Here is a 12365-nt window from a genome sequence, read left to right as displayed (position 1 = left end):
GGGAATTGACCGATGCCGCTGACGGTGGAGACCTACCCGACGCTCTCCGAGGCGGCCCGCGCGTTTGCAGCGGCCCGCGCGGCTCGCTTCATGGGCGGCGGCACGATCCTGATGCGCGCCGTCAATGAGGCCGACCAGAGCTTCGACACGCTGATCCGCACCACGGACCGGGCGATGACCGAGATCCGCACCACCGGCAGCGCCGTGACGCTGGGCGCCGGCGTCACGATGGCTTCAATCGCCGCCTCGCGGGACACGGCGTTTCTGGCGCCGGTCGCGCGGCTGATCGGCGGGCCGCAGGTGCGCGCTGCCGCCACCGTCGCCGGCAACCTCTTCGCCGCCGCGCCCTATGGGGACCTCACCGCCGCTTTGATGGCGCTTGGCGCCACCGCCGAGATGACCGATGGGCGGCGGCAGAGCATCGACGACCTCATTCGCGGGGGACCGACCCGGTCGCTGGTTGCGGCCGTGCATGTGCCGGTGCCGCAGGGCGGGCTTCACTTCCGCAAGGTCTCGCGGATCAAGCCCAAGGGCGTGTCGGTGCTGTCCGTGGCGGCGGTGCTGCCGCGGCAGGGCGGGCGGATCGAGAATGCGCGGATCGTCTTCAACGGCATGGGCGCGCGCCCGGTGCGCGCGGAAGCTGCCGAGCGGGCGCTGAACGGCCAGGCGCTAGGTGCGTCCGCCATTGCCGCGGCCGCCGCCCACGCCGCCGAGGGGCTCAGCCCCCGCGACGACGCCATCGCCACCGCCTGGTACCGCCGCGAAGTTGCGGGCGTGCACCTTCGACGCCTTCTGGAGGACATCCGCTGATGGCGAAAAAGCCCGTCACCTTCACCCACAACGGCGAGGAAAAGGCAGCGTTCGTTTCGGACGGGCAGAACCTTCTCGACGTGCTGCGCCGCGGCGTCGGCGACCTCACGCCCAAGTATGGCTGCGCGCAGGGCACCTGCGGCGCCTGCACCGTCATCATCGACGGTGCGCCGCGCCTGTCCTGCCTCACTCTGGCCGAAACCGTCGAGGGCGCCGAGATCGACACGGTCGCCGGCCTTGCGGATGGCGCGCTGTCGCCCCTCCAGGACGCGTTCATGACCCATTTCGCGGCCCAGTGCGGCTATTGCACGGGGGGCATGCTGATGTCCGCCGCAGCGCTTCTGAAGCACAACCCGCGCCCCAGCCGGGAAGAGGTGGTGGAGGCCATCTCCGGCAACATCTGCCGTTGCACCGGCTACGAGGCGATCATCGAGGCCGTGCTCACCGCCGCCGCCAATGGCGGCCTCCGCCGGACGGGAGCCCGCTGATGCCCCTCGAATTTCGCAAGGAATATTTCGCCGACGAGCGGGATGACGACCTCAACGAGATCGGCAAGCCGACCCAGCGGCAGGACATGGTGGGACACGTCACCGGCCGCTCGCCGTTCTACGACGACCATTTGTTCGACGGTCTTTGCCACATCCGCTGCACCCGCTCGCCGCACCACCACGCGAAGATCCGCCGGATCGACACGTCCGCCGCAGAACGCATGCCGGGCGTGCGGAGAATCATCACCGGCAAGGACGTGCCCAACAACCTCAACACGCTCCTCTCGCTGCTCGACTTCGGGCTCGACGATGAGCCGCTGCTGGCCACCGAAAAGGTCTGCTACAAGGGCGACCCGGTCGCAGCCGTCGTCGCCGACACCGAGCGGCAGGCGCGGGAAGCCGCCGCCGCCGTGCGCGTCGACTACGAGGTGCTGCCCCACGTCCTCGACGTGGAAGAGGCGATCAAGCCCGGCGCGCCGTCTATCAGCAAGCCGTACCCCGGCAACCTCTTCGTCTACCATGGCAAGTACGACCACCAGAAGCTGCGCTTCGGCGACGTGGAGGCGGGCTTTCGCGAGGCCGATCACGTGATCGAGGGGCGCTACCAGATGAGCCCCATCGAGCAGGCGCCGATCGAGACCTGCGGCGCCATCGCTGCGCCCGAAACCAACGACCGCTTCGTCTGCTACACCTCCACGCAGGCGCTGTTCTTCTCGCTGGGTACCGCCGCCAAGCTGCTCGACATCTCGTCGGCGCGGTTGCACTTCATCGGCGGGACGGTGGGCGGCGGCTTCGGCGGCAAGGTGGACAGCCTGCACGAGCCGATGGCGATCCTCGGCACCATTCTCACCGGCCGGCCGTGCAAATACATGTTCGACCGGGCCGAGGAGATGCAGGTGGGCGCCCCCCGCGGCGCCGAACGCTGGTACATCACCGATGGCGTGATGAACGACGGCCGCCTCGTCGCCCGCAAACTCGTCGGCTACTTCGATGCCGGCGCCTACACGCGCCTTTCGTCCTACGCCATCATCAAGGGCGTCGGCCACCTGCCGGGGCCGTACACCATCCCCAACGTCTATTCGGATGTCTATTGCGTGTTCACCAACCGCACGCCAGCCACCGCCATGCGCGGCTTCGGCGTGACGGGCGTGGACTTCGCCATCGAGAGCCACATGGACGTGTGTGCCCGCGAGATCGGGCTCGACCCGGTCGCCTACCGGATCATCAATTCCTACCGCGACGGGGACATGAAGGCGCACCGCCGCGTTGCCAAGAACACCGCGCTCATCGAGTGCTGCCAGGTGGCGGCCGAGAAGGCGGGCGTGAAGCTGTCGCCGTCGCTGCTGGCGGCGTCCTCGCTGAAAGATGGCGGCGGCGTGCGTGGCGAGATCCCCAACTACACCGCCACCGACCAGCATGGCCGGGTGGAGGGCTACTCGTCCGGCTCGTACGCGCAAGGCGGGCAGTCGCGCGAACCGGTCGAGACCGGACGTGCGGCCCCGCCGCGACCGGGCCACGAGACCCCGCGGGCCCCGGCGCCCGCTGCGCGAACGGAACCCGCATCCCAAACGCCGGCTGCCGCGAGGCGTGACCCGCCGCCGCCTCCCGCAACGCCGCGGCCGCCGGAGCCGGCACCTGCGCCGGAGCGCGCTGCACCGCGCCGCGGCCCGCGCTTCTCGTCCATTTCGGGTCTACGCCGCCGCTGATCGGCGGGCAGGCCCTTGCCGCGGGGTGGGCCGCAGCTGCTAAGACGGGCTCCACACACCCGAGGAACCGTTGAATTGAACCCTGTGAGCGCGACCGAGTCTGCCCGCGATTCCGCCCGCGGCGTGACCCTGATGATCCTCGCCTCGCTCACCGTGCCGACGCTGGATGCCATCGCCAAGATCCTCGGCCGGGAGATGCCGCCGGTCGAGATCGGTGTCCTGCGCTACGGTTCGCAAACACTCATCCTGTTCATCCTCCTGGCCGTGCTGCGCCGGAAGGTGTTCACGCCGGCCGTGATGGGGTCCATCTGGCGGCTTGCCCTGTCGGGTTGTTTCATGGGAATCGCCTCGATCAGCCTTTACTGGTCGCTCCAGTACCTGCCGCTGGCCAACGCCATCGCGATTTTCTTCGTCGGCCCGCTCATCCTCACCCTGTTCGCTGCGATCTTCCTTGGCGAGAAGGTCGGCATCCACCGCATCAGCGCCGTGGTGGCGGGGCTGGTTGGCGCGCTGATTGTGATCCGCCCCAATTTTGCGCAGTTCGGTTGGCCCGCCGTCCTGCCGCTGATGGCCGCCACAGCATTTGCCGCCATGGTCACCACCGTGCGCGGGATGAAGGCCAACCTCGATGGCTTGCGGATCCAGACCCTCAGCGGCCTGTTCGCGACGCTGTTTCTGGCCGCGGTGATTGCCGGCGGCAACCTTGCCGGGGCCGAGTTCACATCGCTGGTGATGCCGTCGGCAAGCGCCTGGGCGCTGATCGGCCTCCTCGGCGTGACTGCCACCGGGGTGCAGATGATGATGACCTTCGCGGTGCGCCTGTCCGAGCAGAGCCTCCTTGCCCCGTTCCAGTATCTGGAAATCGTCGGCGCCACCGCCTTCGGCTACATCCTGTTCGACGAGTTTCCCGACGCGATCACCTGGGCCGGCACCGCAATCATCCTGTGCGCAGGGCTTTACGTCATCCACCGCGAGCGGCAGTTGAAGCGCGCCGAGGTAAACCGCATCACCCACCCCTGAACCGGCTGCGCACAGCATCAGACTGAGCGGATTGCGTTGCCGGGCGCAAAGCCCGATCCTCAAGGGCCATTTCCGGAGCACAGCGCCATGACCGTCCACAAGGGCAGAGGATTCGCCGCGATCAACTACCCGATCGGCATGAACCTGGGGGGCGACCCCAGCCAGGCGCTGGTCCACTCCAACCCCGATGGCAAGTTCATGGTAGCGCTGTCCTCCATCGACCTTGGGCAGGGCATGAAGTCGGTCACACGGCAGATTGCCGCTGAAACGCTGGGCGTGCCGGTGCAGGACGTTTACGTCGATACCGCCGACAGCGACACCGGCCCCCACTGCATGGGCTCCTTCGCCTCGCGCGGCACCCACCGCGTCGGCAACGCCGTCATTGCGGCAGCCAAGGAAGCCCGCGCGGTGATGCTGGAAGCCGCTGCCGAAGAGATGGAGGTGAATGCCGCCGATCTCGTCACCGACGGGAAGGGAAACATCCACGTCAAAGGCGCGCCGAGCCGCTCCATCACCACGGCAGCGGCCAGCGCGGCGGCCCAGTTCAAGCAGGGGCGCACCGTGTCGGGGCGGGGCATCTTCCTCATTCCCCTGTCGGCAGTGGACCCCGACACCGGCGAGATGGACCCGGTCACCTGTTACGCGCACGCTGCGCTTTTCGTGGACGTGGAGGTGGACGACGAGACCGGCGAAGTCACCGTCATGGAGATGAATTCCGCCTACGAGCTTGGCCGCGCGCTCAACCCGCGCCTTGTGGAGCAGCAGCTTGTGGGCGGGGCATGGATGGGGATGAGCCACGCCCTCTACGAGACCACGGAGCCGTTCTACCCGGATCGGCGCGAAGGCCCGGAAGATTTCAACACCTACCTCATGCCCGGACCGGGCGACATTGCGCCCCACAACATTGCCGTTCTGGAACGGCCTGCGCCGGACGGGCCGTTCGGGGGCAAGGGGCCGGGCGAAATGTGCGCCAACCCCGTGCTGCCGGCCATTGCCAACGCGGTGTTCGATGCGGTTGGCGTGAGGGTGTGCGATCTGCCGATTTCGCCGGACAAGATCCTCCGCGGCCTGCGCGACAATGGCGGCGCCCGCAAGCCAGCGCCGGGCCGGATGCCGTGACAGGCACCGTTGGGACAGCTCCGGAAACGGTAGGCTTTCGTGCCGGTTGAGCGTTCCGTCAGCGGGATTGACGGGCCGGACCGGCTCGCCGAGGCGCTGCGCGATGCGCAGTATCTTGCGGGCGAGGACCTGGCGACCGCGGCCTATCTCGCGCTGGCGCTCGGCAAGCCGCTGCTGCTCGAAGGCGCGCCGGGTGTCGGCAAGACCGAAGGGGCGAAGGCGCTCGCCTCGATCCTCGGGCGGCAGCTGGTGCGGCTCCAGTGCTTTGAGGGGATCGACGCGGGGGCGGCCCTTTACGAGTGGAATTATCCGCGCCAGATGCTGGCAATCCGGCAGGCGGGGGACAGCTACGTCAACATCTACGCTGACGATTTCCTTCTCGCCCGCCCCATGCTTCAGGCGCTCCAGCACGCCGCCGACACTGTCTTGCTGATTGACGAGATCGACAGGGCGGATCAGGAGTTCGAGGCGTTCCTTCTGGAATTCCTGTCCGATTTCTCCATCTCGATCCCCGAGCGCGGGACGGTGCGGGCCGAACGGCCGCCTGTGGTGGTGCTCACCTCCAACCGCACGCGCGAACTCCACGAGGCTCTGCGGCGCCGCTGCGTCTACCACTATATCGGCTACCCGGATGCAGCGCGCGAGGCGGACATCGTGATGATGCGCGCCTCCACGGTGGTGCGGCGCACCGCGGACCAGGTGGTGCGCGCGGTGACCGCGCTGCGCGACGAGCCGCTGGCCAAGGCGCCGGGCGTTGCCGAGACGGTGGAGTGGGCGGAGGCGGCGACCCTCCTCAACCAGCAGGGCGCCCCGTGGCCGCTGGCCTTCCGCCGCTCCATCGGCGTGGCGCTGAAAGACCAGGACGACATGCAGTTTCTGGACGGGCGGATCGACGCGATGCTGGCCGAGGCGGTGGGCTGATGGCGGTGGCCGGGGAGCAGGCGCGCCCCGGCGCGGCGCTGCCCCGTGCCGCGGTGCCCTTCGTCACCTTCGCAGCGCGGCTGCGTTCTCACGGCTTTCCCGTTGCGCCGGAGCAGACGCAGAGCTTTGTGGCTGGCGTCGGCCTTCTGGGACCGCGCAAGATGGCCGACATTCACCGGGCGGCTCGGGCAGTCTTCGCGCCGCCGCCTGAGCTTTGGGAAACGTTCGACGCTCTTTTTCGCGCGCATTTTCTGGGGCAGACCATCGCAGCCCCCGCCGAAAGCCTGGACGACGAGCGGGCCTTCGAGCCGGAGGACGGCGCGGCGGATCTCATCGAGCCGGAGGAGGAGACCGAAGCCGGCGAGGAGGCCACCGTTGCCGAAGCGCTGTCCGGGCGCACTTTTCCTCCGGCGAGCGAAAGCGATGCGCTGCGGCTGTTCCGGCGCCGGGCGCCGGAGCGGCTGCCGCGGCGCCTGTCCCGGCGCTGGCGCAGCCACCGCAGCGGCGGGCGGCCCCACCTGCGCCGGGCACTGCGCGATGCGGTGAAGCGCGATGGCGAAGTCGTCGTCCTGCCGCAGCTGAAGCGGCGGATGGCGCAGCGCCGCGTTCTTCTTTTGATCGACGTGTCCGCGTCCATGAAAGGGGGGACGGACCGCTCGCTGCGCCTTGCCCACACGCTCGTGCAGGCGGCGGACCGGTGCGAGGTCTTTACCGTCGGCACGCGGCTCACCCGGATCACGCGCGCGCTGCGCCACCGCCGCGAAGGGCCGGCGCTGGAGGCGGCCTCCGCATCGGTGGCGGACTGGGACGGCGGTACGCGCCTTGGCGATGCGCTGACCGCGTTTCTGGCCGTGCCGCGTTTTGCCGGGTTTGCGCGCTCGGCCTTTGTGGTGGTCCTGTCAGACGGGCTGGAGCGGGGCGAGCCCGATGCGCTGATTGCCGCCGTGTCGCGCCTGTCCCGCCTCTCCTTCGGCATCCTGTGGCTGTCGCCGCTCGCCGCCGACCCCGACTACACGCCCCAGACGGCGGCGATGGCCGCCATTGCGCCCATGGTCCGACGGATCGGCGACGGGGCTTCCACTGCCGCCATCACCCGCGAAATCCTTCACGTTGCGAGACATTCATGAGCGCTGAATTCCCGATCGTCGACGCCCACCACCACATCTGGCGCCGGGCGGACCTGCCCTGGCTCCTGGGGCCGACGCAGCCGCGCATCTTCGGCCCCTACGATGCCATCAAGCGCGACTACCTGATTGACGAATACCGCGAGGACGTGGCGGGGTCCGGCGTTGCAAAGTCGGTCTATGTACAGGCCAACTGGGCGCCCAACTGGTTTGCCGACGAGGCGCGCTGGGTGGCCGACGTGGCCGCGGAAACAGGCTGGCCGCACGCCATCGTCGCCTTCTGCGACATAACGCAGGACGATGCCCGCGCCGACCTCGACACCCTCGCCGGCAACACGCTGGTGCGCGGCATCCGCCACCAGATGCACCACCATCACAACCCGCTCTACCGCTTTGCCTCCGGACCGGACGTGGTGGGCAGCGCGGCCGTGATCCGCAACGTGCAGCGCCTTGCGGACTACGCCATGGTGTTCGAGCTGCAGATCTTCGCCGGGCAGGTCGATGCAGCGCTGCGGCTGGTGGACGAGTGCCCGGACGTGATTTTCGTCCTCCAGCACGCCGGCATGCCGGAAGACCTGACGGACGAGGGCAAGGCCGATTGGCGCGAGGCCATCGGCCGGCTTGCGAAGGCTCCCAACGTCCTTTGCAAGCTTTCAGGCTTCGGCACGTTCATTCACGCCAACGATCCGGCGCACATTGCGTGGACCGTGGCCGAATCGCTCGAAATGTTCGGGGCGACGCGGTGCCTTTACGGCTCCAACTTCCCCATCGAGAAGCTGTGGACCTCGTATGATGCGTTGATTGGTGCGGTCAAGGACGCGCTGGCGGATGCGCCGGACGAAACCGTCCGCGCCGTCTTCCACGACACCGCGGCCAAAGTCTACCGGCTTTGAATGGCGAGCCCCGCAGCCAGCGCTGTGGCCAGCACCGCCTCGTCCTCGCCATGGCCGCCGACGAACTGGACCGACAGGCCGCGGAAGGGGACGACCGCCACCGGCAGCCCGGCAACGTTGGCTGACAAGGTGAGGCGGATATTGGCGTTGGTGACCGGCTGCGAAACGCCGCCAAGCACAGCGGTCTCCGCATGGCGGTCCGCCGGTGCCATCGGCAGGGTGGGGCGCATCAGGACACGGCCCTTGGCGTGCGCCCGCAGCAGGTCGCGCGCCTTGGCGACGGTCTGCCGGGCTGCGGTGACCTGCGCGGCGCTGATGGTTTCGGCGTAGCGCAACGCGTCCGCGATGGTGGGGGGAAAGCCCGCGGGGGCGCGCGTCCAATCTTCAAGGTGGACGGCAAGGCCTTCGGCGCAGACGATGGTGGAGTGCGCGGTGGCCAGATCTTGATATGGCGGGTCGGTGCCGTTGTCGTACAGCGCGCCGAGGGCTTCGGCAATTTCGTTGAAGCGGGCAAACACCGCGGGCTCTGCGGCCGCGACGGCACTGGCGTCGAAATAAAGCGGAAGGGAAGCCGCGCCCGGCTGCCAGTCCGCCATCAGAACCGGGGCAGCATCGGCCAGCACGTCGGCGGACGCGGCAAGCAGCCCCGGCGCATCGAGTGTGGGCGACAGGGGGAGGATGCCATCCGCCGGCACGCGGCCGTGGCTTGCCTTGAGCGCAAAGAGATTGCAGTAGGCGGCGGGGATGCGCACGCTGCCGCCGGTGTCCGTGCCAAGGCCCACCTCGGCGCGGCCAGCGGCCACCGCGGCTGCCGAGCCGCCGCTGGAGCCGCCGACGGCGCGCCCGGAATGGCGCGGGTTGCTGACCCATGGCGTCATTGTGCCGAAGCCTGCAGCATCGGTGTGCGTGGTGCCGGCCACGGCGTAGCCCGCTGCCCGAAAGCGGGCGACGACTGCTGCATCCGCCGAAGCAATACGGTCCGCCCGCACAGGGAGCCCGGCGCCCTGCACGCATCCCTCAACTGCAATCATGTCCTTTACCGCAAGGCGGGGGGCATCCGGAGCCGGGAGGATTTCGACGAACGCGTCGTCACCGGCGCTCAAGCTGAACTGGCTTTCACGCCGCTCACTGGCCGACAAAGCGCGGATTGCGCTTGGCTGCGAAGGCACGGCGGCCTTCGGCGTAGTCGTCGCTGGCGTCGGCAAGGTCCACCAGCCGCCAGGCCTCGTCCATCAGCGTCGGTTCGGTGCCGTCGGCGACGGCCCGCAGCGCCACTTTTGCGGCGGCGATGGTGAGGGGGGCATTGTCGGTCAGCCGCTCGATCAGGCGGGCCATGGTTTCGTCCAGGGCGTCCTGCTCCACCAGCTCGTGCACGGCGCCGCTGGCAAACGCGCGGGTGGCGGGAAGGCGGCCGGCAGTGAGAAGCAACCAGCGCGCGGTGGCATCGCCGAAGGTGCGGGCAAGCCGGGCAACCCCGCGCGGATCGTAGCCGAGGCCGAGCCGGGCGGCCGGCACCATGAAGAAGGCGTCGTCGGACGCAATGCGCAGGTCGCAGCAGGACGCGAGCGCAGCGCCCGCGCCCACCACGGGGCCTTCGAGCCGCACCACGGTGGGCTGGCGGATCGCCTCGATGGCAAGGCAGGCGCGTTCCATCTGGTCGTCATAGGCACGGGCGCCGTCGCTCCCGGCACGTCCCGCCTCGAAGTCCGAAATGTCTGCGCCGGCGCTGAACACGTCACCATAGCCGCGAAACACCACGGCGCGGATTTCGGGGTCGCCGCTGGCTTCGGCTGCGAAGGCTTCCAGCTCGCGCCACATGCCCACCGAGATGGCGTTGCGGCGCTCCGGGTTGGTGAGCGTCGCAATGGCGACCTCTTCCTCAAGATCGACTTCCACGTGCGGGACATACCCGCCTTCGCTTGCGTCGAATTCCGCGACCATGGCCATCTCCCGCTCGTCTGAGCGACAGACTTAGGCGGCAGATGCCATGGGAGGCAAGGTGTGAGCGCTTTCGGGCGCAACGTGGCGCACACCGAGAACCGGCAGGTCCTGCGCTTCAAGCCGGGCAATTGTGGTGGCAAGGGGCTCGATGGCGGTTGCCATGTGAAAGCCGTTGGCGTGGAGAAAGCGCGTTTCGTCGAGCATCACGCCCACATGGCCTTTCCAGAATACCAGATCGCCGCGGGTGAGGGCGGAGGCGGCTGCATCGTGCCGCTCGCCAAGACCTTGCCACTGCATGTCGCTGTCGCGCGGGGCAAAACCGCCGGAAGCCTCGATGGCGAGCTGCAGGATGGCCGAACAGTCGATCCCGTTCCAGCTTTTGCCGCCCCACAGATAGGGCGTGCCGACAAAGGCTTCGGCAATGCGCACCCAGTCGCCGCGCGGTGGCTGGAGGGGGCCGATGTGCTGGCCGAGGACGTAGCCGGTGGTCGCCCCGTCGGCTGCAACGAGGCGGTGGAAGACGTCCTTGCCCGCAAGCGTTTCGGCCACCGTAACCCGTGCCGACAGGGGCAGGTGCCCCTGGAGCACAGCGCGAATGGACGGCCCGGCAAACACCAGCGCGTGAGGCACGCTGACCCTGTGCGTCGGCGCCATGGGGGCGCCAAGCACATGCGCGCGCACATAGCCGACATAGCCGTCCGACGCGCTCTGGACCCAGGCCCAGCCATCGACGGTCTCGAACACATCGACCGGCTCGCCGGACAGGAATTCGGTCTCGCGGTGCTCCGCGCCGGGCACACGGAAGACCGGTGCGATGGGTGCGCTGATGGCAAAGCGTTCCGGTGAAACGTAGCGCAGGGCCGAGGCGGTGGCGGCAAGGCGATCATCCGCAAGATCATCGCGGACGGCGTTGAGGCGGGGGTCGAGGGTCACGCGGTGTAGCGGACGCTGAGCCACTGGTAGAGTGCGCGGATCGACTGTGCCTCGCCGCCCTTGGGCCGACCGGGCCGCTCCTCCGCGTTCCACGAATAAACGTCGAAGTGGGCGTAGGCCTTGGCCTTGTCGACGAACCTGTCGAGGAAGAGGGCGGCCGTGGAGGCCCCCGCAAAGGGCTGCGACGAGATGTGATTGATGTCCGCAATGGGGGACTTCAGCCATGTGGCGTAGCGGTCCCAGAGGGGGAGCCGCCACACCGGGTCGTGGACGTCCTCGCCGGCAAGGCGGATGTCTTCGGCCAGCGCATCGGAGCGCGTGAAGAGGCCGGGGAGGTCGGGGCCGAGCGCGACGCGGGCAGCACCCGTGAGGGTCGCAAAGTCGATCAGGAGTTCCGGTTCGTCCTGGTCGGCAAGGGTGAGGACGTCGGCCAGCACCAGGCGGCCCTCGGCGTCGGTGTTGCCGATCTCCACCGAAAGGCCCTTGCGCGAGCGCAGCACGTCGCCGGGGCGGAAGGCGGCGCCGCCAATGGCGTTTTCGGCGGCGCCGATGAGAACGCGCAGACGGACGGGGAGGCCAGCGCTCATGACCATGGCGGCAAGGCCGAGGGCCTGCGCAGCGCCCCCCATGTCCTTTTTCATCAATGCCATGGAGTTGCCGGGCTTGATGTTGAGACCGCCGGTGTCGAACACCACGCCCTTGCCCACCAGCGTCAGCCGCGGCGCGTCTTCCTCGCCCCATGTCATGTCGATGAGGAGCGGGGGGCGGGGGGAGGCAGCGCCGACGGCGGCAATCATCGGGAAGCCGATTTCCAGCTCCTCGCCGTCGGTGATCTCGATCTTTGCGCCATGCTTGCGGCCGAGCGCCTGCGCCGCGTCCGCGAGTTCTGCCGGGCCGAGGTCGTTGGCGGGGGTGTTGACGAGGTCGCGGGTGAGGTAGACGGCGTCGGCGATGCGCCGAACGTCGTCGATGTCCACCGTATCGGGGGCGACGAGCTTGATCGTGCGCTTCTTGCCGGGGGCGTAATTGTCGAACCGGTAGAGGCCGAGGAGGAGGCCGAGGGCGGCTGCCGTGTGGTCGGCCCAGCCTTCGCCGAGCGTGAAGACCCCGTCGGTGTATTTGGCAAGGGCGGCACTGGCGAAGGGGTCCGGGTGTTCGCCAAGACCGATGAGCACCATGGCGAACCGGCCTGCATTGTCCGGAAGGGCCACCATCTGCCCGGCGCTGCCGTCGAACCCGTTGAGGCGCGCGAAACTGGCATGAATTTCGGACAGCCGGTCGACAAAGGCGCGCGCATCCTTGCGCAGGACGCCGTGGACCGGGGTGGAGCGTTCCACCTCATGGCGGCCGACAATCATGGGCGGATCTCCAGACTTCAGTGACGGATGGTGGTCAACCGCCCCACATTGC

Annotated in this window: 12 protein-coding genes; 8 read left to right on the top strand and 4 right to left on the bottom strand. The window is 68.7% G+C overall.

Annotated elements, in window-relative coordinates:
* The first annotated feature begins 12 nt into the window (after positions 1–12).
* The 8 genes from RDV64_RS01295 (at position 13) to RDV64_RS01260 (ending at position 8081) form a co-directional block, all read left to right on the top strand.
* Positions 13–810, top strand: coding sequence for an FAD binding domain-containing protein (locus RDV64_RS01295; protein ID WP_309197486.1), 798 nt, complete (start codon positions 13–15; stop codon positions 808–810).
* On the top strand, positions 810–1298 hold the full coding sequence (locus RDV64_RS01290) for a 2Fe-2S iron-sulfur cluster-binding protein (protein WP_309197485.1): 489 nt from the start codon (positions 810–812) through the stop codon (positions 1296–1298). Before RDV64_RS01295 ends, RDV64_RS01290 begins: the two co-directional genes overlap by 1 nt.
* Entirely contained in the window at positions 1298–3004 is a 1707-nt protein-coding gene (locus RDV64_RS01285; protein ID WP_309197484.1) for a molybdopterin cofactor-binding domain-containing protein, read from the top strand. Before RDV64_RS01290 ends, RDV64_RS01285 begins: the two co-directional genes overlap by 1 nt.
* A gap of 84 nt (positions 3005–3088) precedes the next feature.
* Positions 3089–4024, top strand: a complete 936-nt coding sequence (locus RDV64_RS01280) for a DMT family transporter (protein WP_309197483.1) — start codon at positions 3089–3091, stop codon at positions 4022–4024.
* Positions 4025–4111: 87 nt separating this feature from the next.
* On the top strand, positions 4112–5143 hold the full coding sequence (locus tag RDV64_RS01275) for a molybdopterin cofactor-binding domain-containing protein (RefSeq protein ID WP_309197482.1): 1032 nt from the start codon (positions 4112–4114) through the stop codon (positions 5141–5143).
* Positions 5144–5182: 39 nt separating this feature from the next.
* Positions 5183–6064: a MoxR family ATPase gene (locus RDV64_RS01270; protein ID WP_309197481.1), complete on the top strand. Its 882-nt coding sequence runs from the start codon at positions 5183–5185 to the stop codon at positions 6062–6064.
* Positions 6064–7191, top strand: a complete 1128-nt coding sequence (locus tag RDV64_RS01265; RefSeq protein ID WP_309197480.1) for a VWA domain-containing protein — start codon at positions 6064–6066, stop codon at positions 7189–7191. Before RDV64_RS01270 ends, RDV64_RS01265 begins: the two co-directional genes overlap by 1 nt.
* Positions 7188–8081: an amidohydrolase family protein gene (locus RDV64_RS01260; protein ID WP_309197479.1), complete on the top strand. Its 894-nt coding sequence runs from the start codon at positions 7188–7190 to the stop codon at positions 8079–8081. The genes RDV64_RS01265 and RDV64_RS01260 overlap by 4 nt, the downstream gene beginning before the upstream one ends.
* On the opposite strand, the gene RDV64_RS01255 is transcribed toward RDV64_RS01260, so the two are convergent.
* The 4 genes from RDV64_RS01255 to RDV64_RS01240 are packed head-to-tail and all read right to left on the bottom strand — an operon-like array spanning position 8069 to position 12313.
* Positions 8069–9184, bottom strand: coding sequence for an amidase family protein (locus RDV64_RS01255; RefSeq protein WP_309197478.1), 1116 nt, complete (start codon positions 9182–9184; stop codon positions 8069–8071). The genes RDV64_RS01260 and RDV64_RS01255 overlap by 13 nt on opposite strands.
* A gap of 22 nt (positions 9185–9206) precedes the next feature.
* On the bottom strand, positions 9207–10022 hold the full coding sequence (locus RDV64_RS01250; protein ID WP_309197477.1) for an enoyl-CoA hydratase-related protein: 816 nt from the start codon (positions 10020–10022) through the stop codon (positions 9207–9209).
* A gap of 30 nt (positions 10023–10052) precedes the next feature.
* Complete coding sequence (locus RDV64_RS01245) at positions 10053–10955, bottom strand: NlpC/P60 family protein (RefSeq protein ID WP_309197476.1); 903 nt, start codon at positions 10953–10955, stop codon at positions 10053–10055.
* Complete coding sequence (locus RDV64_RS01240) at positions 10952–12313, bottom strand: leucyl aminopeptidase family protein (protein WP_309197475.1); 1362 nt, start codon at positions 12311–12313, stop codon at positions 10952–10954. The genes RDV64_RS01245 and RDV64_RS01240 overlap by 4 nt, the downstream gene beginning before the upstream one ends.
* Positions 12314–12365 lie beyond the last annotated feature (52 nt).

It is taken from the genome of Acuticoccus sp. MNP-M23 (genome assembly GCF_031195445.1).
Taxonomy (GTDB): Bacteria; Pseudomonadota; Alphaproteobacteria; order Rhizobiales; family Amorphaceae; genus Acuticoccus.
The sequence above is the reverse complement of the archived record's forward strand: the minus strand, read 5'-3'. Positions and strand labels throughout refer to the sequence as shown.

Bases quoted from the DNA above. Each gene is read 5' to 3' on its own strand.
- RDV64_RS01295 (WP_309197486.1), top strand. From the start codon at position 13: ATGCCGCTGACGGTGGAGACCTACCCGACGCTCTCCGAGGCGGCCCGC.
- RDV64_RS01290 (WP_309197485.1), top strand. From the start codon at position 810: ATGGCGAAAAAGCCCGTCACCTTCACCCACAACGGCGAGGAAAAGGCA.
- RDV64_RS01285 (WP_309197484.1), top strand. From the start codon at position 1,298: ATGCCCCTCGAATTTCGCAAGGAATATTTCGCCGACGAGCGGGATGAC.
- RDV64_RS01275 (WP_309197482.1), top strand. From the start codon at position 4,112: ATGACCGTCCACAAGGGCAGAGGATTCGCCGCGATCAACTACCCGATC.
- RDV64_RS01265 (WP_309197480.1), top strand. From the start codon at position 6,064: ATGGCGGTGGCCGGGGAGCAGGCGCGCCCCGGCGCGGCGCTGCCCCGT.
- RDV64_RS01260 (WP_309197479.1), top strand. From the start codon at position 7,188: ATGAGCGCTGAATTCCCGATCGTCGACGCCCACCACCACATCTGGCGC.
- RDV64_RS01250 (WP_309197477.1), bottom strand. From the start codon at position 10,022: ATGGTCGCGGAATTCGACGCAAGCGAAGGCGGGTATGTCCCGCACGTG.
- RDV64_RS01240 (WP_309197475.1), bottom strand. From the start codon at position 12,313: ATGATTGTCGGCCGCCATGAGGTGGAACGCTCCACCCCGGTCCACGGC.